Origin of the sequence: Alicyclobacillus sp. SO9 (assembly GCF_016406125.1) — a bacterium.
Taxonomy (GTDB): Bacteria; Bacillota; Bacilli; order Alicyclobacillales; family Alicyclobacillaceae; genus SO9.
The window spans coordinates 4,140,678-4,163,951 of sequence record NZ_CP066339.1 but is presented as its reverse complement, the minus strand read 5'-3'; the positions used below and the strand labels follow the sequence as shown (position 1 = coordinate 4,163,951).

The window sequence follows — 23,274 nt, the reverse complement described above, 5'->3', positions numbered from 1 at the left end:
GTGACACTGACATATTGACGAACCAGTTCATCAGCCAGGTCGGTGATGACTTCCTGTAAGAACTCAATGAGGTTTTCTGCACGAACAGTCATTGGAAACATCCTTTCAATTAGTTAAGGAGCTATTCCTGTAATGAATTAATTTCGGGTTTGAACAAAAAAGAGCGCCTCCTGTATGCTGGGTTCCGAATGCAGGACATTCATTCCCTAATTGAGGAGGACGCTCAACATGAAGTATAAGATGCAGCAGAAACAAAATCAACGAATTCAACAAATTACCGATTGTACCATCATTGTGGGTGCTGATATTGCAAAGCACACCCATGTTGCAAGAGCCATTGACTTTCGTGGAATTGAGCTTGGTAAAGAATGTGTGTTCAGTAACGATGATGAGGGCCTAACGAAACTTGTAACGTGGATGAAGGAGTTGCAACAACTGCACAGCAAAACCGATGTTGTGTTTGGCGTCGAGCCGACCGGACACTACTGGTTCCCGTTAGGTGCCTTCATACAAGACTTGAATGTTCGATTCGTGCTTGTGAACCCACATCACGTCAACAAGAGCAAAGATTTAGAGGATAACTCACCGACGAAAAACGACTACAAGGATGCTAAGGTCATTGCCAATCTCGTGAAAGACGGCAAGTACACCGAGCCCAAACTCCCGACTGGTGTTTATGCGGATTTAAGAATCCTCATGAACCTCAGAGAGAAGGTCATGGTGAATTTGGGGCAAGTGCAAATGCGGATTCAGAACTGGCTTGATCGCTTCTTTCCGGAATACACCCAGGTGTTTAAGGACTGGGAAGGCAAGGCGTCACTCATTACACTGCGTACGTCTCCGTTTCCGCAGGACATACTCTCGCTAGGCGCCAGTGAGGTTGTGAGGCAGTGGAAAAAGGATGGTGTGAAGCGGGCTGTCGGTATGAAGCGAGCCATACGGCTTGTCAGTACCGCTGAAAGGTCCATTGGTCTGAAAGAGGGGCTCACAGCTGCCAGGATAGAGATGAAAGCTTTGCTGGAACAGTACGACATGTTCACACGGCAGCGTGATGAAATCATGGCTCAGGTAGAGCAACTACTGAACCAAATTCCAGGCACAGAAGAAATGCTCAGTGTGCCAGGAATGGGTTTTACGACACTTGCTGGATTCTTGGCTGAAGTCGGTGAGCTACAGGGATATGAGCATGGACAACAGATCATTCGGCTTGCTGGACTGAATCTCAAAGAGAACAGTTCTGGGGTAAGAAAAGGAAAAACAGGCATTACCAAACGAGGTCGTTCTCGGCTGAGGGCATTACTATTTCGGGCAATATTACCGATGGTAGCTAAGAACGCTGAATTCAAGGCACTGCACGAGTATTACACGACACGGGCACATAATCCCTTGAAGAAGAAACAGTCGCTCATTGCACTATGTGGAAAACTCATTCGTGTTCTACACACATTGGGGACAAAGCAAGTTCAGTACAACGCTGAGGATTTACTGGGGCCACTTCGGAGGTCCCAACTACAGGTGGCAGCTTAACCGATTTGAATCAAACTCGTCAGTTCGATTTACTCGCTTGTACACGATGAATCGCCAAGACAAACAGAAGCACGGATAAGCCGTAGTATCCACACCATAAGGGCAACGACCCAGTAAAGGAGCAAGAAACGGCATCCACCCCTTGAGAGGTAGTACGAAGGAATGTGAGGGCATAGACCCAGTGTGACATGGGAGGGTAAACCGCAAGGGAACGTGTGGACATCCAAATGTGCGAACAGATTTATGTTCCATGTATTGGTAAAACAGCACCAATCTCTGTTCCTGCTACGGAGTACCCGTTTGAAAATTCGCTCATCTAGCATTCTGGTAATCTCTCTCAAATAGTCAAGGTGCGTAATCGTGAGAATAAGAGAGTAAATAGGAGAAAACATTAATTTATAGTGGGAGGTGATGTCGTGAAGCAAATACCACCGGTCGGGTGGCTGTCGATAGCTGCAGCGCTTCTTGTTGCATACATCGTGATTGTCGGGATCGAAGCCATTAACATCTTCGCCTAACAGACAAAAGGGCCGCCGAGGATGACGGCCACTTGCGGGGATGCCCGAAGAACAATCCGGTGGGGCAGTACTTACATTGCTTTTAATGTACAGCGGGACACAGTGGCAGATATAGAACAATTCGGGACAAAAAGGAGGGGAAGGACGCTGTCGCGGGTGCAGGAAATACATTTGATGCGCCTTTACTGCACGCAGGTCACATGAACTGATGAGTCAGGCGACCGGTGAATCAGAGTCTATTGGAGAGTGGACCTTATGAATTACATCCTGGAGTTGAACGCGTTCCGTGATTAGTCGCTCCTAAATCGTCCGTCAACTGGCGAAGTTGCGTTATGGTACTCATTTATGTCCGTAGACACCATGGCCGGCTGGGTTGATGAGTTTACTATGGCCAATCAAACGCTTCAACTCATGATAGGATTGTCTCGCCAAGGGCTGGATCGCGCCAGACTTAAGCTCAGTCAAACAGGACGCATCAGCTACAAGAAGGGCAGCGGGTACCAAGCAGGTCAATACCGCCTTATCCCTTGTGAGTGTTAAAAAGTAGGCACAGTGGTAGCATATTATTTAAAAGAAACTAGAGTAAGCGAAACTAACCCATCTTCCTCTTCATCCCAGCGCGGGGGAGACGAGGTGAAGCAGCTCGCAAAGTTGTGCGACGAATTCGAGGCGAATGGTTTTGGTCAGCTGTCCCAAATCATCGAAGAGCAGTTGGACGACCTAGTGACAACCTATTCCTACGCCTGGGTCAGACAAGCGATGACGGAAGCAGTCGAGTACAACAAGCGATCGCTCAAATACATGCGCAGGGTCTTAAGCACATGGAACGCAGAAGGCGGACCGGATGCGGCGAAAGCCAAGCATGAGGCCGCAGTCTCAAGTCAAACATTGCTCTATGTATGAGGGGGAGCTATCCCCCTGTAACGCTATCTACCTCCGTCTGCACCGTATTAGAGACTGGACGGCAATGTGTAGCACAAACTCGGTACTGCCGGAAATTAGACCGGTGACAATAATGGCATGCATGAAATCCCCTCCCTTCCTGAGCAAAAAGAGCTTAGGAGGCTTTACACAGATAGATCAAGCTCTTAAGAGGTTTTCTTCACTTAAATTTTGACAGCAGATGCAGATGTTCGAGACAGATATAGGACGCAGGCAAAACAGATGCATCCGCATGCAGGCGGTGAATCGGAAGATTTCAGGAAGCTAAAAGACGCTGCGGAACGCATTGAACTACTTCGACTGAGGAAGAGGTGATTACTTTAAAAATGCAACACTTTGGTGATGGCCGCATTGCCTTTGAATCAATGATTCAGGAATATGCAGCGGAACAGGATATGTCTTTCAAAGATGTACTGAAGTGGCTGTCAGGACGGCTTGCGCTGAGTGTGGCCGGAGAACTACTGGGACTGCCAGACATCAACGAGGAGTCACTCAATGAACTTGCCGCTCAGCAATTGGCGGCTAATCTTCTTGAACTTCTTTCCCACACCCGCTAAGGCGGTTTTTTTATTTGTACACAAACGAGGTGAGCATAGGCCCGAGGCAAGTATTATTCGCATGTTGAGCCGAAGCTTGCCGCGGTCGAAGGCTGGGCACATGACACTGTATGGATGAACTAGAACTTGGAGACTCTTCAAGCCTAGTGTGATGAGACGGACAGTCAATAGACAACGATTGCAAGTATTGAATTACCGATGGAGGAATCATCTTCATCACTGTCGTATTTCCTTCTGGTTAGGAGGACATCTATGAAAGTTATCCCATCCCATCTTAACTGGGGAATACCGATCATGCCGTTGATACTTCTGATTGTATTTTTGGCCGCACCTGCAATTCCTGTGACTCTGGTTGTTCCTCAGAGACTGCGGGGGTTACGAGGATTCATATACGGCGTACTGGCGCTTGGGATGTTCTATCTGTGGATGAGGTTGGTCTTTTACACCCATTTATTTTTCAAGTAAATACTTTACATATGAAGATCCGTATTATCGGGTCTTTTTTGTTTGCTCATCATAGAGGGCACATGATGGAGATCCAGATCGCGCAAGTGGACGCGGTGAACCCTGCGGGAACTATCGACTCCGGAGCGACCGAATGCCGCGCCCTCCATGGTGCGCGAATCACTTCGATATTTATAGGCTTTCATTTTATTGTTTAGATATCAGTTCTTCGGTTTGTGCGACCATCACATTAGAGACTAGGGTATCAATGGATCACGAATCCACATATGCGCTGGCTGTATTCGTCGTACGCTGCAACGCTGTCCAACCCGTGACAGTCTCAAGTGCCGGCGCCTGATTGAAAGTCCCTGGTACCAAGAAAACTTTGGTCATGTCTATAACTTACCAGTGACCAAAACGTCAAGAATCGGTACGAGAATGACAAAAGCGGGTACCGCATTGCAACCCGTTGGTGGGCTGCAACCGATGAAGGTGGCGACAGAACTGTTGCCGGCGCCCCACACAATGTCATGGAGAGTACCAGTCAGACCATGCGCGAGGCCACGCTACAGTGGTTGGACGAGACGACGTCCAGTCGACGCAATGACCCGTAGACAGATGCAAAAGTCATTCTCTGAGTGACATGACCATAGACATAGACAGTAACTGTAATAGAAGAATGACCAAGGCGCTGACTCACTTGCTTAAGATCAACGCCAGTCTGAATTGGTCATCGGAATCACGACAATCTGGATAGACTCATTGCGCCACCGGACGCGATTTTCGAGCGTACTTCCATGCGATTCAGTGGGGTGCCCCGTAGTCCACTGAATTGACATGTATTAGGATGTTTAGTATACCTAATTTGTAGCAGTACATAGAGCGGGGTTATCAAGTTATGCATATGAAGAAGCGAATTATCTCAATAGGACTTTTATGCGGGTGGCTTGCAGCTTCAATGTCCACACCTATAGCGCATGCAGCAACGAGATTTAGTCCCATTTATCAGGCTTTCGTGTCTGTATCACATCAGTCACCCGTTACAGAAAAATACGAACCGTCATCCGGCGTCTATCTTGGAATGTTTGTCAAAGATAGCTTAACGAAGAAGCTCGCGGCTCAGGATGGAGATACAAGTCGAGATGCGCGTTTGGCGTACGCGGGACAAGCCTATGGGAAGAAGCCGGCTATTTATCTGACGTATCGGAACTTCTATGAATCATTTCCGACGCAATTTGCAAACGAGGTGAAATCTCTGCATGGAGCGGTACAAATCGGATGGCAACCAGAAATACAAATCAATGGACAGACGAAAAGCTTGGATTATTTGTTTACTCAGAACCCAAAACAAACGAAAAGCTATATTCGTCAATTTATAGCTGATGCTAAGGCATCAGGGGTACCTGTATTTCTCCGTTTTGCTTCGGAGATGAACGGGCCCTGGACGCCATGGCACTCCAAAGCAGCGGATGGTTCGCCGGACTACACATTGTTTAAAAAAGCTTGGGTGGAAGTGTGGAATGAAATTCAAGCCCAAAAAGCTAGCAACGTCGTAATGGTATTTTCGCCAACCTCTATTGTGAGTGGACCAAGTCGAAATCAAGAAATTATGAAGTTCTATCCTGGTGATAAATATGTCGACTGGATTGGGGAGTCAGTTTACACATTTCCTTATAACCCTGCAATTCAGTCTGAAACCTTGGGGGATAACATTGTTTATCAGGCGGAAGGGGTCTATGACCTATTTCGGTCTCACAAAAAGCCATTCATGATTAGTGAGGGAGCCGCTGTTTCGGCAATGCCGGATCCTTGGAAACCGGGCGGATCGATACTTTTGCCTCAAAAGAATTATAGCGACTGGGCAACAATGCAAATTAGCAATATGATGAATATCATTCCGAAGGCAATGCCATTAGTAAAGGCCGTTACTTATTTTAATGAAAGCACTGTCTTGGCAGATGCTTCGCCCAATGATAAAAACATCACTTACAACGTAAATGAACACAAGAATACAATGGCGGCCTTTAAAAACTCAATCTCAGACAGTGATTACCTGTCTACTATAAATGCGAAGGACAACAGTGCGCCAAACGGTCGGTCTTTCATTCCCCTAAGTAAGTCAGGAATCACCAGCGGTGTACATACTGTGAGTCCATATATCACAACCAAGGAGATGCAGCCACCTGCCAAGGTTGTATTTACTCAAAACGGCTCTGTTCTTGCGTCGACAACAGAGCCCCCTTGGAATTTACAGATTGATTTTACACAGGTCAGTCCAACACAGCCAATCACAATTACAGCTTATAGCCAAACAGGCGTAGTGGTAGCACAGGGCACTTTTCAAGTTATGAAAACGCATTTGGTGTACGTTGACCACAAAGTGACCTTACATACACATAAGTGGAACGACGGTTCTCACCAGTACATCGATCCGCAATGGGTGAATGTCTACCGGCAAACCGGAAACTGGTATCAGATTCAAACAACGTTGGGTCCGCGGTGGATTCAAACTCCGTATGTGAATCACACCTTAACACTGAGTCATTATTCTCAATTGTATACTAACCCTACCTTATTATCAGCAGTCGGAGGCGGGGTGAGCCCCCAGACTGTTCATGTCATAAAGAGCGATATCGACTGGGTAGAGATTCAGACATGGTTGGGGCCGAAGTGGCTATTCTTACCGCAGTTGCGCAATGAACTAACCGTCACATCACGAACGACATTGTATGGCAGTGCGGATCGTTCCTCCGTAACCTACGGCACGATTAGCCCGCAGTCAGTGAACGTTTTAAAAGGTACTGGTAACTGGTATGAAATTCAAACTTGGGCAGGCCCAAAGTGGATTTATGAACCACCTGTGATGCAGAAGGGATAGATGGAGAAGGTACCGTGTGCCGATCGAGAAAATCCAAACGCAACACACTTGTCATTTCGTACTTAGCACGGCATATTGGCTCGCTAGGCCGAAGTCATGAGACTGGCTTACCGTTACTATTGTAAGTACGAGAGAACAGGTATGATGGGACTGGAAGCTCATAGAAAAAGTTATGGAAGTGAGGTCATAGCTGAGGAGTTGGCGGATGTCATTATTCGAATCTTAGACGAATGTGCCGCGGATAACCTGGATTTGTCAGCAGCTCTTCTCGCGAAAATGAAAAAGAATCGAACCCGTTCTCGCAGGCATGGCAATTTACCGTATTAACACGGAGCTTTCAGTAAGTGTCCGCTTCAGGTTGCAGCATTGGTGCAATATACCGTCGGGGTCGGAGTGTTATTGCGACACTTGGATTGGACTAACCGGTGTGTTGTTCAAAATCTAGTGGATGCTGGAAGTCGATGGGTAATCAGACGATCAAGTGATTCCCAATTGCGTGTTAACAAAATTAAGTAAGAAACGTCTACATGTGAAGGAGGGATCACAATGCATCGTTTTGCTTCGTACTGTCTGGCGACAGGTGTACTGCTCGTTGCAATGAGCGGTTGCGGTGCTGCTACACAGGCTGCTGTGACGAACACGACTTCAGTCCCTGGCCACAGTACTCATCCAGAACTCCGATTTCCGAAGGCAAGTGATGTTTCATCGGTAACAGTTGTTAGTGGACCAGCCAGCCTGTTGTACGTTTCAAAAAACAAGCAAGACCAACAACAAGTCATTTCCAATCTGTTGAAATGGCTGCAATCGGCGAAACAGACTCAAGTCAAGGCGCCAAAAAACTTATTTCGTGGAACACTCCATGCGCATCTCGGCCCGCCGCTCTTATATCTAAATCTGAGCAATAGCAAGAACCCATTACTGATTCGACCAGCATACTTCATTGTGAGCAAATCGAAAAACCAAATTTCTACACAGTATGTGAAGAACGTTGTTGCCTATGGCGATAAGCAACACCTGGTTTATCTGAAATCACAGGAGCTTTTCCAATGGATCAAACAAAACCAGTGGAAGACAGATTTTGAACTGAAACACTAAGGAATGCTGTGCATTTGGAACTCCGTTGCAGCGGGCTCTCTTAATTTGCAGAGATGCGAAGTGTCTGAAAAACCCGAGACCCTTGATCTGAAGGAGGGCTGTTGTGTTCATTGCGGATTCGGCCAGCCTCCTCTATCAATGGATAAATTGAAAAAGGAGCCTCGCAGGGCTCCTTCGGCACAGCCGACTTTGGTATCCGGCCATTATGATTCTGGTACAGGGCCGTTACATGGAAACGGACTGAGAAGATTTGTCTGTTTTCGGTTTGATAAAGAAACTCATGATTCCAGGGATAATCAGGAGAATGCCAGGCAGTATGTAGAAATAGGACACAAAGATGATACCTGCGATACCCCCGATTAGCATCAATACAGCTGCAGCTTTTGGCTTTCCACTAACCAGTATTGAACCGATAAGACCAACGACCGAAGCTGCTAAGGCGCCCCATCCCAAACCGGTGACTGTACTGGCTCCACTTGCGCCGAATGCACCGCCAATTCCGCCGGCTATCATTGCCATAATGGCTGCGATGATTCCGAAGACCGACCCTACAATTCCTAAAACCATAGATGCTACCTTCATGAAACTCCTCCTTTTCTACCTTTCAGACACTATGTCACAAAGACAGGTCCTAATTCGAGTGACTCCGACGGTCTGAAATGTGATTGCATGTAATGCAGGGAACTATTTCCTCAAAATAACCTCAAAATCCTGCTCATGTTACAAATTCACAGCCAAAATATAGATTTTATGGAACAGACTATTCGAGTTTTGCTCATTTACAGGCTTTTCAAGTTGCTAAATCCTTTACGAGAAATCAAGTATTACGTCATCTGTTTGTCATGTAGATAGAGTATGTTCAGGTTGAGCAAGACGCTGCTCATGTTTGTACATCTTCGCAATACGATCTACGAGACCACACAAAACTGCGCTTTGACCCTTTCATGTCCTGCTCTAGCGGTCTGAGGTTGCTTTCCGTTGCCCATCACAGAGCCGTCTCACAACAGAATCAAAATTCATATGTGAATCAGTGAGAGTCGTAATAACTTGAAAGAGGGAATGAAACTATGGCATTTGAAAGTGGATTGACGATGAAAACGTATTTTTCACCGGAAGATGATACGACGCAAGCGTTTCTTAATTTTCTTCAATCAGCCAAAAAAACCATCCATATTGCTATTTTTGCCTTCCATTTGCCTTTGGCCATGAAAATACTGTTGGAAAAACACAAAGAAGGACTCGAGGTAAGGATGGTCATCGATCACCGGGAGGCACACGGCAGATACGAACACCCGGAAATAAAGAAACTGCGAGCAGCAGGCATCCCAGTCATAGAAGGTACTAGTCAAGAGGATGAGATTATGCATCACAAGTTTGCTGTAATTGACGGAGAATCTGTTTTGGCAGGTTCTTGGAATTTTAGTGAAACCGCCAGTAAGGAAGACAATTATTTTGATATTGTCACCAATACAGAAAGAGCACAGTTGTTTCTGAAACACTGGCACAACATCGAGAATTATATGAGCACCCATGATGCAGGATACAATCCACAGCTTCAACAAAACAGCAACCAGCCAAGTAAGCAGGGTAACTAGAGAGTCAAATAGGAAATGCCGGGTATTCCGCGAGGCGGCTGCCCGGTCGTCTTTGTCTCAATTGTCAAAGTTCAGTCAAACAGTCAGTTCAGTATCTGTAAAGCGGTTCGTGAGAGCCTGCCAATCCAGTCAGGGCAAGGAGTTCGCGAGCTTACTATAGTCTATATATAGAAATTGCTTATAACACATATTAGTTTTACTTGTTAATCGACACATAATGGACACGTTTAGGGGATTGAACCAAAAAATACTGTGTTATAATCCTGAGTGTAGAGATACCCTACAGGGTATAAAAACAAACTAATGCTACAGCAAGAGGACCTGTCCAGTCGCTGCATAGGCGTGTTATAAAACAGATTTGTGCGACATAATAGTACAGGGCTCCGAACTGAGAAAATGTAGCGCTAAAGGAGAGGATCATCATGAATCCTTCAGAAGCCGCGAAGAAAGTTGTGGTTGTCGGCGGTGTCGCATTAGGTGCGGGAGTTGCTGCAAAGTCGAGGAGAATGAGTGAACAGGCGGAAATCGTTCTTATTGAACGAGGCCCGTATGTATCCTTTGCCAATTGTGGACTGCCCTATTATTTGGGTGGAGTGATTAAAGACCGGAGCAAGCTGTTACTCCATACACCGGAGTCTTTGAAATCCAGGTTTGATATTGATGTGCGTGTGAAGCAGGAAGTGACGAAGATAGACCGTGATAAGAAAGTGGTCACTGTTCGTCTCGTCGACACGGGGGAAGAGTACGAGGAAAGCTATGACAAGCTCGTTCTGGCCATGGGTGCTCGTCCTATCTTTCCAAACCTGCCCGGCAAAGAATTGGATGGTATCTTCAACATGAGAACCGTTCCCGATGTTGATCGGATGAAGACCTGGATTGAAGCAGGAAGCGTGAAAGACGTAGCTGTAATTGGTGCGGGATTCATTGGACTAGAAGCAGTAGAAAACCTGGTACACTTGGGGCTCAACGTGACCTTGGTGGAAAAGGCTCCGCAAGTCTTGCCGCCTTTTGACGCAGAAATTACAACGCCAGTCCTGAAAGAGCTGAATAGGATGGGCGTGAATGTCATTGTCGGCGACGGCATTGCGAGCTTCAGCGGTGTCGACAGAGTGAGCGGCCTGACGCTGGAGAGCGGGAAAGATATTAAAGCCGACATGGTGATTATGGGACTGGGTGTTCGTCCTGACACATCCATTGCACAGGAAGCTGGTTTGGAAACAGGGTTTGCAGGCGCGCTGCGTGTCAATGAATACCTGCAAACAAGCGATGCTGACATATACAGCGGCGGGGACTTGGCTGAATTGCCTTATTTGGTGAATGGGGAGAAGCGTTGGATCCCGTTAGCTGGTGCTGCAAACAAGCAGGGGCGCATCATCGGCAAAAACCTGTTTGGCGCTAAAGAGAAGTTCCGTGGAGCGCAGGGCACCTCTATCGTTCGCGTTGGCAAGGTCACACTTGGGTTAACTGGTTTTACCGAGAAATCGGCGAAGCAGGCCGGTCAACCGTACTTTGTTTCTTATAACACAGTGGGACATCATGCGGGATACTATCCTGGAGCTGAGGACCTTACGATAAAACTCGTGGTAGACCCAGAAGACGGAAGGCTTCTAGGTGCTCAAGTGGTGGGAGGTACTGGTGTAGATAAGCGTATTGACGTGCTCGCCACAGCTATCTACGGCAACATGACGGTGGAAGATCTCGCATCTCTGGACTTGGCCTACGCACCGCCTTTTTCTTCCGCCAAAGATCCCGTTATTATGGCCGGCATGGCTGCAGAAAATCGGCAACGCGGCGAAATCCAAACAGTAGCCCGCGTTAGTGACGTGCAGGCAGAAAACGTTCGGGTGCTGGATGTTCGCAACGCGAATGAGCTGGACGGTGGTATGATTGAAAATGCGGTGAACATCCCGCTTGACCAGCTTCGTGATCATGCGGAGAAACTGGATAAGGCAGCGCACTGGGTGGTGTATTGCAGAAGTGGACATCGGAGCTACTTTGCAACAAAAATGCTTCAGGGTCTGGGATTCCAGAATGTGTACAACTTAACTGGGGGTTATGTCGTACAGGAACTGCAGGAATCTACCAAGACCCAGCAACCGGTTCATTCGTAACATTAACTACCTATCTGTAAGACTGTTGTATCGCTCGCTCTAGACTCACACTCTAATCTCTGTAACAACTACATGCTATTCGAGCCAATTTGTGGTGGGGAACATCCCCACCCTTTTTTTGTTCTCTGCAGTGTTCTCCAACTGCAGACTGCCTCTCACATCTCTAGACCCCATTATATTCACATAGTGGGGTGTGGTCAATTTGGTTTGTAAAGTGGTACTATAGTACTAGTACAAATGGACTATTCGACGGTAGCTTATTTACAATACAGATACCAATTGTTAGGCCTGTGAACGGTATGGCTTGGAAGTTAATTACCTGATTATTGAGAAAACGAGGTGGAGGTCTGGTGACGATATGGAAGCGAAAGTTGGGGCTTTTTGTAGGCCTCCTTTCGGCACTCGTTATCTTTGTGCCAAGTATCACGACCTTTGCAAAGTGGCAGGTACTGCCTGGACATCGCGTTCAGGTCATTTCTCTGATTGGAACAACGAAAGGTGCGTCTAACCTCTCCATTGTAGGAAGTGGTTCGGCGTCACGGACTGTAATCATAGTTGGCGGAGACACTGGGGTAAAGAAAAGTCAGATTCATAGTATTGCCACATTGATAAAGTCTGTTTCATCACACATTCTGGAACGGAGCTTAGGTAAACTGCCCACAAATCAAACGGAGATATTCCTTTACTCGCAACAGTCAGGCTACGCTGGGGCCGTCAAGAAAGCGTTTCCATCAAAGGAAGTTTCTACGGTTGTAAGACAGACGGGAGGATTTACGCTGGGTTCGAAGGTTTACGTACCGTTGTACAAGTACCACGACTCTGCGTTCCTTGCGAACACACTGACACACGAACTGACACATGCCACACTCAATGAAATTGGAGTTGGATCAAAACTGCCGACTTGGATGAATGAAGGGCTCGCTTGGTACAACGGCACGGCTGCTGAAATGACTGTTGACAAAAGGACTGCGCTGCAAATGACTCGGCAGTTGGATACACAGTTGCAACAGGCGCAGAAGTTGGGTGAATTGCAGTCTATTCATCGCGACGGCGGAAACGTACTGGAGAAAAACCCTCCATACAACATTGAATTTCAAGATTACTTAGGGGTTAAATACCTTATCAATACCTATGGAGAAGATAAGGTGACTCGACTGTTGTCAGTTTTAAAACGAGATTCCTTTTCAAAATCGTTTAAATCCGTGTTTCCCATTTCGGCTACTCAATTTACAACATCTTTTACTGGAACTGGGCGTCCGTCTTAGAAGCTTACGTTGGATGGACGTCGATTGGCCTGTGCAGTGCACTTCTACTTGGCTAATGGTATAGAAGGGCCTATAATAGCAAGAGTTTGAGATTGGTAAACAGCAGATTTATAAACAGCAAGGCGTAGGTACAGTGACAATGCATCATAACACTGTGTATCTGTTGTATGTCCACGTACACTTAGTGACTCCAATACAATAGGTCACTCAATGTGCAGATCTCCTACATATATCAATACTGCTGCCAATACTATTATTAATACTAGCTTCGTCCTTTCATCGAAAATATGACCAACAATTCCATTACGAAATCTGGAACAAAGGAGCCGTACGCATCAATGTCGAATAGTATCTCTAAGTCGATTAGTATCTCTAAGTTGAACAATAACGGACTTTCACTTATATTCAACATAAATCAAGGTTGGTGTTTATATAGGAAGTCAGAATAGGTGATGGAAATGGACCATAAATTGATGGCCTTCCTGGCGGTTGCACGGCATGGCAACTTTTCTCGAGCCGCCGAGGAACTCCACATGTCGCAGCCAGCAGTCAGCCAACAAGTACAATCACTTGAGCACGAACTCCAGGTGAAACTGTTCGAACGCAATACGAAACGAGTCTCTCTGACCGGTGCGGGAAAAATTGTGCAGCACTACGGAGGGGAAATCGAGACAGCTTACGGTGCAATGCAGCGAATGCTTGACGACCTGACGAACGTAGTAGCAGGAGAACTCGTAATCGGAGCCAGCTATACGTTCGGTGAATACGTACTTCCGTACGCTGTGGCCGAGTTCTGCAAATTCTATCCAGACGTACGACCGTCCATTCAGATTTCCAATACAATTCATGTAGCCAATATGTTGCTGGAAGACGCTATTGATGTTGGTATTGTGGAGGGTGAAATTGAAGAAGCCGGTTTGGTCACAGATGAACTGATGACGGACAAAATGGTGATAATTGCAGCACCGTCTCATGCTCCAGCGACGGATCCGGCCATGTTAAAACGCTTGCAAGCGGAAACATGGATTTTAAGAGAACCTGGTTCAGGCACCAGAGCAGCGGCTGATAAGGTACTTGAATCTCTCGGTATTGAAGTGAAATCGAAAATGGAATTTGGCAGCACACAGGCAATCAAGGAGTCAGTGCAGGCAGGTTTGGGGATTTCTGTGCTCTCAGAGCTTGCAATTAAGAAAGAACTTGCTCAAGAGGCCTTAAAAGCACTTTTCTATCCTGGACAAGCAGACAGACCCTTCTACCTGTTACGAAGGCGCTCCGCATTTGAACCGAAAGTGGCCGAGATGTTCCGTGAATTTCTTGCGGAGTATGTCAGGATTCACTTTGCGCCAACACCAGCATCTGACAGTTGACAGTCAAGGTCTATAAACGAAGAGAGGATATGGATAGGGCCGCACAAGGTGTAGTGACAGCATTGAAATATGGTATTGCGTTTTAAGTTCCAGCGAGGTATAATGCTTTTTGTCACTTATTTGCCTCTGCTAAAACAACATGCGGGTGTAGTTCAATGGTAGAACTTCAGCCTTCCAAGCTGATAGCGTGGGTTCGATTCCCATCACCCGCTCCAAACGAACATCATAAGACCGCCTCTCCCATATTTTTTGGGAGAGGCGGTCTTGCTTGTTGTGACTTCGTGCATTGAAAGTACCGCCCCGGGGGAGCGGCAGGTGGGGGTTACACGATTACACCGGTTCCTCTGCAGGACGCCGCCCAAGCACAATCATCTGTCCATTAGATGCAAATTGCCACTGCGATTTAAGGGTTTGAATTTGTTCAAAGCAGCGGTCAAATTCTTCGGATGTCAAAATACCGTAACGGACGATGTCGGCCTTAGAGTCATTGAAGCGTTGGAGTGTCAATTGATGAGAAAGACCATTTTCATCATTTTGAAAAAACTGAGCCGCTGGCTGAATAAGGGTGTTAACAACGTCAAGACCCGCCTGGTTCATGTAGGAAGCCAGTTTGCGGCCGACAAAGCGATCGCCGCCGCGGTGCTTTTGCAATTCGCTAAACGCGTGTTTCAGAGTATCAAATTCTGCGCTTTCCTCAGGATAGGAAATGGTATATTGATCGTCGATATCAATAATGCAGGCGAAGCATTCGGGTTTCAGGACCCGCCGGATTTCTCTCATGGCTGATTCCGGTGCCTGTAGATGCTGGAATAGGTAGCGCGAAATGATGAAATCAAAGCTGTTGTCTTCGTAGGGAAGCTCATAGGCGTTTGCTGCTACAAATCGAACCGATGACTCAGGGCGGATCCCTCCGGCATCTTGCAAAAGAGTGTATAGATGTTCTGCGAGTTCGTTTGTATTCGCATCCGAATCTACTGCTTCTATATGGATAGAATGGAGAGCTGCCAAATCAAATGCAGCAGCTCCAAAGCCGCTTCCGACATCGAGTATTTTCATACCGGACTGCAACGGTAACATGTTGAAAATGGAACGTCGTGCTGTACCTGTATACAGGGTCTGCTGCAGAAGCCATCGCTCGTGTAATTGCGGGTTGTCTAGAACATAATTCAAAAACACTTCATCTATTACTTTATGATAGTTATTGTTCATTTCCGTCATAGGAAAACACTCCTTCACCTTTACGCAGGTTGATGGCTTTGTGCGTACGCACGTGCATAGGAAATTGCTTTTTGCTGTTTAGCGAATTGGTTATGTCGGTATTGAATCTTGTCTCTTCGGGCTAAAATGCGACTTTATGATACGTTTCGCTCTGGGGAGCATTTTGTCCTGCTCTGGCACATCGTGAAAAATGATGAACTCAACAGCATTTGAAGTTGTTGGATGGTCACGCTAATCGTTTACAGTGCCGCCTAAAATAGCGGATTTTCCTAAAAGACACCTTCCCTGAATGAACCCGCCGTGTGTTACTATGTGTAGTGGTTTACGGTGAGGTTTTTTGCGTCAGACACAGGAGGTCATGATGATAAAACATCAGGAAGGACACGCGTCCAATTGGCGTGTGTTGCTTATACTGTTCTTTCTTACATCTATAGTGGAATCTATGGGCATGAGCCATGTTTTTTCCTTTATGCCCGTTTATCTTCAGGGGATGCATACGCCCCACGTAGCAACTTGGGTGGGGATTTTGTCTGCTGTCACATTTGTTACGGGTCTCCCGTTGGTGCCGCTTTGGGGTATCTGGGCACAGCGGTTTGGCGGTAAAGCAATTATTATACGCAGTGCCTACGTTGAGACGGTGGTGTTCGTCGTCTTAGGTATGAGCCACGTTCTGGCGGGAGTGTTCATAGGGATGCTTCTTGTCGGTTTTCAATTGGGGAACACGGGCGTAATGTTGGCTGAAATTCGACGGGCAGCACCCAATGAACGAGTCGGGTATGCAGTGTCTGTATTCAGTGTGGCCTCCTCAGTTGGTATGGCTGGAGGTCCCTTGCTTGGAGGGTTGCTGACTGGCATTCATTTGATTAACCTGCATGGATTGTACATCCTCGACGGAATCCTGTCTTTTCTCGTAGGCACTATGCTGCTGGTGTGGTATCGACAACCCCGTCAGCAACCCCATGAGCAATCAGGACGCCGTAAACAGTCTCCCGCTAAGCTACAGGTGTCTCAAGCTGAAGATGACGGTGTCACATCGGGATCGGCAGCACAGCAGTCGGCGTGGAAAGCGGCATGGAAATCCGTGCAGTTTACTTTTAGCCTGAGAATCAGCTGGGTACTGTTTGGAATCTACACCGTGTTAATGATGGCCAGGCAGATGGTGATGCCGTACTTGCCCATCGTGATTGAAAATTTGCATTTACACTTTGCCTCAACTACTTTTATCATCGGTATTTTAATGGGCCTCACTGCTGTTATTGGTGCCGTCATCACCGTTATTGCAGGTCGAATCGGAGACCGTTTGGGGTTTGTCCGCATCTTGGCTATTGCGTTTGCGGCCGCTATTCCGGCATCAGTTCTCCTTGGCTTCCTTGGCAATGTGCTTTGGTTCACCGTCGCGTTGACGGTATTTAGCGCGGGCTACAGCATTGGCGGTGCCATGATTTTTGCGCTGTTCTCTACCCGTATTCCAGAATCTCACCGAAGCACGGCGTTAAATTTGGTTTATTTGCCATTATATCTCGGGGGAATTATCGGTCCAACTCTGGCCTCTGCACTGACTCACGTTGGACTGTTTGGTCCCTATATAGGGGCCGCGGTTTTTCTCTTAAGCGGGCTGGTTCTTATTTTGACGCTGTTGGTAAAAAGGCGGAGTTCGACGCCCGTTCCCCATTCTCCTCAGAGTCCCTCGATGTAGGCTGATTGTAATTTAGCTGATTCTAAAGACTTGAGTGGAATTACTTTTTTCACGTTGCAAACACTATTTGCAAATGAGGTGTAGCAGTCGAGGTTCTGTAGCACTGCGACAACGGTGTTTGTGACACCTGTGAAAGAGGGGAGTATTGTGAAACCGTTTATACCGGACAGGGTGTATTTTGAGCCAGGTGCTTTGGAGTACGAGGTCGGCAGGGAGATTTACAGCAAGATTCAAGCCATGGGAATCGACATTGCGTATACGACGTCACACAATCGCATTATGGACTTACCCGGGGACAATGAACTCCAAAAATATAGAAATGCAAAGCGTACCTTAGTGGTTGGGGTTCGTAAAACGCTGAAATTCGATACGTCCAAGCCGTCTGCAGAATACGCGATTCCCATTTCGACAGGATGTATTGGCCACTGTCATTACTGCTATCTGCAAACGACATTAGGCGCGAAGCCCTATGTTCGCGTCTACGTGAATATCCCGGAAATTCTCGAGCAAGCTGACAAGTACATTGATGAGCGCAAGCCTGAAATTACACGCTTTGAGGCGGCCTGCACTTCCGATCCATTGAGCATTGAACACCTAACGGGCAATCTTCGGCGATTGATTGAACATATGGGCAAACGAGAGCTTGGCCGCCTTCGTTTTGTTACAAAGTACGATTTAGTGGATTCACTGTTAGATGCAAAGCACAACGGTCACACCCGTTTTCGATTTTCAGTGAATGCGGATTATGTCATCAAAAACTTTGAACCTTCCACAGCCAAATTGGAGGAGCGGATTGCTGCCGCCAGAAAAGTCGCCTTGGCTGGCTATCCTCTTGGGTTCATTATTGCTCCCATCTACATTTTTGACGGTTGGCAAACACAGTACCGCGAACTGCTAGAAAAACTGTCTACGTCGATTCCTAAAGACCACTATAAAGACATTGAATTTGAATTAATTCAACACCGTTTCACGAAACCTGCGAAACGCGTTATTGAAAAGCGCTATCCCAAAACAAAGCTGGATTTGGATGAATCCAAACGCAAATACAAATGGGGTCGCTATGGAATTGGGAAATACGTATATCAGGACATTCAGCAGCAACAAATCAAAAATCTGTTTATGGAAGCTATTCCGCAGGTGATGCCCGGGGCAGAGATCCAATACTTTACATAATGCAGTAGTGTAGTGTGCCGGCATGTGGCTTAAATGGACTCCGTTCAAAACACCCTCTGAAATTTGTTTGTAACTTACTAATCCTTTTGGACTACAAATTGGTCTGAAGTAGTCATGAGCTTTCACTGGCTCAGCAGTATGCTTGGTACGAGTACTTGGGAGAACCACTTAGCCCGCTGCTCTGAGTTTCCTCATTGGAGGTGGAAGATGTGGCGACCATGAATTTTGATGAACGTCCCATTCTTGTGTTCTGGGAATCGACGCGTGCCTGTCTCTTGGCCTGCAGACACTGTCGGGCGGAGGCTATGGAAAGACCTGCCGACGGAGAACTATCGACAGCTGAAGGCTTCCAGTTTATCGACAGTCTGAAAAAGTTCGGCCGTCCCTATCCGGTTTTAATTATCACCGGGGGTGACGCACTGATGCGGTCTGACGTTTTCGATCTCGTTTCATACGCACGTTCACAGCAGATTCCCGTGGGACTGGCGCCAAGTGTTACACCTCGCTTGACAGACGACAGCATGAGAAGAATGGCAGACCTTGGTGTCAAGGCTGTTTCGATCAGTCTCGACGGTGCGATTGCTGCAACACATGAGGGTGTGCGGGGGATTGCGGGACACTTTGAACAGACGGTTGCACAGTTGAAAAAACTGGTTGCAATGGGGTTTGAAGTGCAGGTAAACACTGCCGTGATGAAAGAGAACGTCAAAGAGCTTCCTGCACTTGTGCAGCTTCTAAAAGAGATTGGTGTAAAGATATGGGAAGTATTTTTCCTGATTCAAGTAGGGAGAGGCAAGGCCAAAGATACTCAGGAAATTTCAGCAAAGCAGACTGAGGATGTTTCTCATTTTTTGTTTGAAGCATCTGCATATGACTTAACCGTTCGCACCGTTGAGGCTCCGTTTTTTCGCCGTGTAGTTACAAACCGGCGAAGTCAATACGAGGGGTTAAAAGAGAATTCTGCTAAAATATCACGTCAATACGGCCTTGGAATGTTATACCGTGAGATGTCACAGGAACTTCGCCAGCGACTTGGAGTGCCGACATCCCAGCCCAAAGCACAGACCAGCGGAACCAGAGATGGAAAGGGCATCGTCTTTGTCGCTTATGACGGTTCTGTATACCCTGCTGGATTCTTACCATTTTCTTTGGGCAGGATCCAGAATGACGATGTCGTGAACATTTATCGTAACAATCCAGTCCTTCAGGACATAAGAAGAGGTAATTTTAAGGGGAAATGCGGAAGTTGTGATTACCGCGATTTGTGCGGTGGATCGCGATCGAGAGCTTATGCGTACACAGGTGATGTCCTCGGGGCGGACCCGGCGTGCGCATATGAGCCAGAAGTTGCTGACGTATCTCTGTGAGGGAGTCACAACGGGACAATGTAACAGTAATCTTGGATAGGGTAAAGGAGATGCAACACATGAAAATTGCGGCTGTTATCGGTACGGACAACACGACGATTCGCCCCTTGGTTGAGGGACCGGTCATTCGTATTAGAGATACTGAAACTGGGGAACAAACAGAGTTGGAAAATCCAGGAGTGAAGGCCGTCAGAGGTCGTAGGATTGCAGTTGTTCAGGAGATGCTTAAGCACAACGTAGATGTGGTTATCGCGCCCCCGACAACCTTCTGCTCTCATTCTTACCAAGTTGCCAGACAGAAAGGTATTCGTTTTTGGAACCTCGAGTCAGGAACCAAATGGGATGATGCATGGAAGGCAGATATTCCAGACGCGAGTGCGTTCGATACAGAAATTGCTCCCGAAAGACTGGCTTCTCACCACCATCATCACTAAATACAAACAATACCCGCCGCGGAAAAAATCCACTTGTACCGTTGTGGACCGCGTCGGGTATTATTTTGTCTAAAATTATACTATATATTATAATCGATGTTGACTAATGGATGGGGCGGGAAGTATTATTGAAACGGATAATCGAATATAATTAATCGAAATCGATTAATTATCTAGTAGCCTGAAGGAGGCATGTATGTGACGCGCAATAAACAGAGTACGGCATTGACTTTGTTTGCAATTGGAGTGTTTATGGGGGGGTTGGATAACGGAATTATGAGCTCCGCTTTGACCACCCTGGTTCATTCTTTCAAGGTGAGTGCAAGTTGGGGTGCATGGCTTATCACAATCTACACGCTGGGTCTGGCCATCAGCGTTCCAATCATGTCAAAGTTTTCGGATAAATATGGAAGGAAGAAAATGTTTCTGCTCAGCATTGCCTTGTTTGGTGCAGGGTCGATGTGTGTGGCATTAAGCCACAGTTTTGTGGTGATTCTACTGAGCCGCGTGTTGCAATCTCTTGGCGGCGGAGGGATTTTCCCGATTGCCAACGGGTATATCGTTGCTACAGTACCTGTGAAGAAACAGGGTCGAGCTTTAGGCATGGTAGGAGGAATGAATGGCATTTCTGCTATTCTCGGACCAAACATTGGGTCTTTTATTCTTAGTGCCACGCACGACTGGCATTGGCTGTTCTGGATTAATGTCCCGATTGCTGTCCTGCTTGTTATTTGGGGTGCGCGCGGGTTGGAGGAAAGTAAGGCTGAAGGAACGGGATCGCTTGATAAAATTGGTATTATCCTTATGTCTCTTGGTGTTTTGGGTCTGATGTATGGACTCACGAATCTCAAAGGCGCGCATCTCCTGCACAACCTTGGCAACTCAAATGTGTGGGCGTACGCAGGCATTGGCGTCTTGCTCCTTGTCATCGTTTTGTGGTACGAAAACAGAATTGACAAAAAGGGCAGAGATTCTCTGGTTCCTATGTCACTGCTTAGGCAAAGTGAGTTGCGCTGGACACTTCTTATTGGATTCATGTCGGGCCTGCTCTTGTCTTCAGTAATATTCCTGCCAGCTTTCATTCAGGTCATTCTCGGCTGGCCTTCGAGTCAAGCTGGGTACTGGTACACACCTATGGCTTTGGCATCAGGTGTAGGGGCTATGGGCGGCGGAGCGTTTATGGATAAGAGGGGGCCGATTGTGACGCTGGCATTCGGAGCTGTGGCGGCAGCAATTGGCTCGATACTGTTTCCCTTATGGGTTCATACAACGTGGCAAATGGTAGTAGCAAGCAGCCTTGTCGGTCTTGGTGTCGGAGTTACCCTTGGTGCACCGCTGAACTTCCTGATTACGGAAAAGGTGCCTCAGAACAAATCAACAGCTTTAGGCATGTTATCTTTGGTGCGGGAAATAGGGCTCACATTGGGGCCGACAATCTACGCGGGATTCTTGACGAGGGGGATGGCTTTGTTTCCTGAGAAATTGATGCAAAACCTGAAATCCGTCGGAATTTCGCCGAGTCAAATCCCAACCAGTGAATTAAATCGGATGAACCATGTCAGCGGTTTTGGTTCTATTTCGGGTCAAATTGACAAAATTCCGAGTCTTCCCATCAGACATGCAGTTTCCCAAGCGCTGCTGGCGGCGGGTCAGGTAGGATTTCACCACTTGTACTGGTCAGCATTTTGGATTTCCATCGCAAGTCTGTTCTGTATTTTGATTGTAAAGATTTATCGAAACAGACCACAGCAAGGAAGCAAAGACGGCACTTCGGAGGCTGCCACTCTTGTATAGTGGTCTGGCTGCTTGAAATGAGTCCAAAACCAGCATCTCGTGGATCTTTCCGTCTGACGCTTTTGTCTCATGAGACGAACTAAACATCGCAGGGGCTGTCCCAACATTAAAGGGACGGCCCCTTTTATCATCACGGGTCCTAGCAGCCGGCTCAAGCAACCGGGTGCGGTGAGGGGGTGGCCCAGACCCACCGCCGGGGCTCGTGTCGGTGATTGTCCAGGTGCAGGCGGTAGATGGAGGCCCCGGTCTGGCTGCTAGTGATGGAGTAGAGGATAAGCGTTTGAGAAACGCTTATCTTCAACATTTGGGGGTAGAAGCAGCAGATAGCGATCGGAGAGGAGCTTATCGACGGCCGGCCACGTCTCGCACGTTCGCAGCGCCGGTACTGGGTGCAGGTGGTAGATGGGGCGCAGGTCTGGCCGCTCGTGATGGGGTGGAGGATAAGCGTTTGAGAAACGCTTATCTTCAACATTTGGGGGTAGAAGCAGCAAATAGCGATCCGAGAAGAGCTTATCGACGGCGGAGGTATGGGAAAGAGGGGTGCGGGGACCGAATAAGCACTCGGGAGGAGCTTAATTCGGCGAATTCCGGCATAGATGGGGAAATAGCGATCCCAGAGGAGCTTATCGGCGTTCCCAGCCACGTCTCGCCAGCCCGCCGGTAGCCCAGTGCGGTGGTAGATGGGGCCCCTGTCTCGCTGCTAGTGATGAGGTGGAGGATAAGCGTTTGAGAAACGCTTATCTTCAACATTTGGGGGTAGAAGCAGCAGATAGCGATCGGAGAAGAGCTTATCGACGTTCCCAGCCACGTCTCGCCAGCCCGCCGATAGCCCAGTGCAGGTGGTAGATGGGGCGCAGGTCTGACCGCTCGAGATGGAGTAGAGGATAAGCGTTTGAGAAACGCTTATCTTCAACATTTGGGCGTAGAAGCAGCAGATAGCGATCCGAGAAGAGCTTATCGACGGCAGAGGTATGGGGAAGAGGGGTGCGGGGACCGAATAAGCACTCGGGAGGAGCTTAATTCGTCGAATTCCGGCATAGATGGGGAAATAGCGATCCCAGAGGAGCTTATCGGCGTTCCCAGCCACGTCTCGCCAGCCCGCCGGTAGCCCAGTGCGGTGGTAGATGGGGCGCAGGTCTGGCCGCTCGTGATGGGGTGGAGGATAAGCGTTTGAGAAACGCTTATCTTCAACATTTGGGGGTAGAAGCAGCAAATAGCGATCCGAGAAGAGCTTATCGACGGCGGAGGTATGGGAAAGGGGGGTGCGGGGACTGAATAAGTACTCGGGAGAGA

Annotated in this window: 20 protein-coding genes and 1 tRNA gene; 19 read left to right on the top strand and 2 right to left on the bottom strand. The window is 47.6% G+C overall.

Annotated elements, in window-relative coordinates:
* Nucleotides 1-240: 240 nt before the first annotated feature.
* The 8 genes from GI364_RS19500 (at nt 241) to GI364_RS19465 (ending at nt 7,961) form a co-directional block, all read left to right on the top strand.
* Nucleotides 241-1,527 carry an IS110 family RNA-guided transposase gene (locus GI364_RS19500; protein WP_198853839.1) on the top strand — a complete coding sequence of 429 codons (1,287 nt, stop codon included), beginning with the start codon at nt 241-243 and terminating at the stop codon, nt 1,525-1,527.
* 863 nt (nt 1,528-2,390) lie between these two features.
* Nucleotides 2,391-2,585, top strand: a complete 195-nt coding sequence (locus GI364_RS19495; protein WP_198850863.1) for a hypothetical protein — start codon at nt 2,391-2,393, stop codon at nt 2,583-2,585.
* 93 nt (nt 2,586-2,678) lie between these two features.
* Entirely contained in the window at nt 2,679-2,948 is a 270-nt protein-coding gene (locus tag GI364_RS19490; RefSeq protein ID WP_198850862.1) for a DnaD domain-containing protein, read from the top strand.
* Nucleotides 2,949-3,313: 365 nt separating this feature from the next.
* Nucleotides 3,314-3,544, top strand: a complete 231-nt coding sequence (locus tag GI364_RS19485; protein ID WP_198850861.1) for a hypothetical protein — start codon at nt 3,314-3,316, stop codon at nt 3,542-3,544.
* A 252-nt stretch (nt 3,545-3,796) separates the two neighbouring features.
* A complete protein-coding gene (locus GI364_RS19480) occupies nt 3,797-4,009 on the top strand; it encodes a hypothetical protein (RefSeq protein ID WP_198850860.1) in 213 nt (70 codons plus the stop codon).
* Between the two features lie 937 nt (nt 4,010-4,946).
* Nucleotides 4,947-6,866 carry a glycosyl hydrolase gene (locus GI364_RS19475; protein WP_198850859.1) on the top strand — a complete coding sequence of 640 codons (1,920 nt, stop codon included), beginning with the start codon at nt 4,947-4,949 and terminating at the stop codon, nt 6,864-6,866.
* Between the two features lie 141 nt (nt 6,867-7,007).
* Nucleotides 7,008-7,193: a nucleoside triphosphate pyrophosphohydrolase family protein gene (locus GI364_RS19470; protein WP_198850858.1), complete on the top strand. Its 186-nt coding sequence runs from the start codon at nt 7,008-7,010 to the stop codon at nt 7,191-7,193.
* Between the two features lie 219 nt (nt 7,194-7,412).
* Nucleotides 7,413-7,961 (top strand): hypothetical protein, encoded by a 549-nt coding sequence (locus GI364_RS19465; protein WP_198850857.1) that lies wholly within the window; start codon nt 7,413-7,415, stop codon nt 7,959-7,961.
* A 225-nt stretch (nt 7,962-8,186) separates the two neighbouring features.
* On the opposite strand, the gene GI364_RS19460 is transcribed toward GI364_RS19465, so the two are convergent.
* Nucleotides 8,187-8,543 (bottom strand): DUF4064 domain-containing protein, encoded by a 357-nt coding sequence (locus tag GI364_RS19460; RefSeq protein WP_198850856.1) that lies wholly within the window; start codon nt 8,541-8,543, stop codon nt 8,187-8,189.
* A 485-nt stretch (nt 8,544-9,028) separates the two neighbouring features.
* Between GI364_RS19460 and GI364_RS19455 the strand changes: the two genes are divergently transcribed.
* The 5 genes from GI364_RS19455 (at nt 9,029) to GI364_RS19435 (ending at nt 14,514) form a co-directional block, all read left to right on the top strand.
* Nucleotides 9,029-9,556: a phospholipase D-like domain-containing protein gene (locus tag GI364_RS19455; RefSeq protein WP_198850855.1), complete on the top strand. Its 528-nt coding sequence runs from the start codon at nt 9,029-9,031 to the stop codon at nt 9,554-9,556.
* A 422-nt stretch (nt 9,557-9,978) separates the two neighbouring features.
* Entirely contained in the window at nt 9,979-11,667 is a 1,689-nt protein-coding gene (locus tag GI364_RS19450; protein WP_198850854.1) for an FAD-dependent oxidoreductase, read from the top strand.
* 350 nt (nt 11,668-12,017) lie between these two features.
* On the top strand, nt 12,018-12,932 hold the full coding sequence (locus GI364_RS19445) for a peptidase MA family metallohydrolase (RefSeq protein WP_198850853.1): 915 nt from the start codon (nt 12,018-12,020) through the stop codon (nt 12,930-12,932).
* A gap of 452 nt (nt 12,933-13,384) precedes the next feature.
* Complete coding sequence (locus GI364_RS19440) at nt 13,385-14,299, top strand: LysR family transcriptional regulator (protein WP_233096197.1); 915 nt, start codon at nt 13,385-13,387, stop codon at nt 14,297-14,299.
* A 141-nt stretch (nt 14,300-14,440) separates the two neighbouring features.
* Nucleotides 14,441-14,514: transfer RNA gene (locus GI364_RS19435), tRNA-Gly, on the top strand.
* A gap of 115 nt (nt 14,515-14,629) precedes the next feature.
* On the opposite strand, the gene GI364_RS19430 is transcribed toward GI364_RS19435, so the two are convergent.
* The gene (locus GI364_RS19430) at nt 14,630-15,517 is read right to left on the bottom strand and encodes a class I SAM-dependent methyltransferase (RefSeq protein WP_198850851.1); all 888 of its coding nucleotides are present in this window, start codon (nt 15,515-15,517) and stop codon (nt 14,630-14,632) included.
* Between the two features lie 358 nt (nt 15,518-15,875).
* On the opposite strand from GI364_RS19430, the gene GI364_RS19425 reads away from it, so the two are divergent.
* From GI364_RS19425 to GI364_RS19400, 6 genes are all read left to right on the top strand, one after another.
* Nucleotides 15,876-17,213 (top strand): MFS transporter, encoded by a 1,338-nt coding sequence (locus GI364_RS19425; protein WP_198850850.1) that lies wholly within the window; start codon nt 15,876-15,878, stop codon nt 17,211-17,213.
* A gap of 144 nt (nt 17,214-17,357) precedes the next feature.
* Entirely contained in the window at nt 17,358-18,386 is a 1,029-nt protein-coding gene (splB, locus tag GI364_RS19420) for a spore photoproduct lyase (RefSeq protein ID WP_198854127.1), read from the top strand.
* Nucleotides 18,387-18,604: 218 nt separating this feature from the next.
* Nucleotides 18,605-19,753 (top strand): TIGR04053 family radical SAM/SPASM domain-containing protein, encoded by a 1,149-nt coding sequence (locus GI364_RS19415; RefSeq protein WP_233096196.1) that lies wholly within the window; start codon nt 18,605-18,607, stop codon nt 19,751-19,753.
* Nucleotides 19,754-19,812: 59 nt separating this feature from the next.
* Nucleotides 19,813-20,187: a NifB/NifX family molybdenum-iron cluster-binding protein gene (locus tag GI364_RS19410; protein ID WP_198850848.1), complete on the top strand. Its 375-nt coding sequence runs from the start codon at nt 19,813-19,815 to the stop codon at nt 20,185-20,187.
* A gap of 192 nt (nt 20,188-20,379) precedes the next feature.
* Nucleotides 20,380-21,981, top strand: coding sequence for an MFS transporter (locus tag GI364_RS19405; RefSeq protein WP_198850847.1), 1,602 nt, complete (start codon nt 20,380-20,382; stop codon nt 21,979-21,981).
* 208 nt (nt 21,982-22,189) lie between these two features.
* Nucleotides 22,190-22,645, top strand: a complete 456-nt coding sequence (locus tag GI364_RS19400; protein WP_198850846.1) for a hypothetical protein — start codon at nt 22,190-22,192, stop codon at nt 22,643-22,645.
* Nucleotides 22,646-23,274 lie beyond the last annotated feature (629 nt).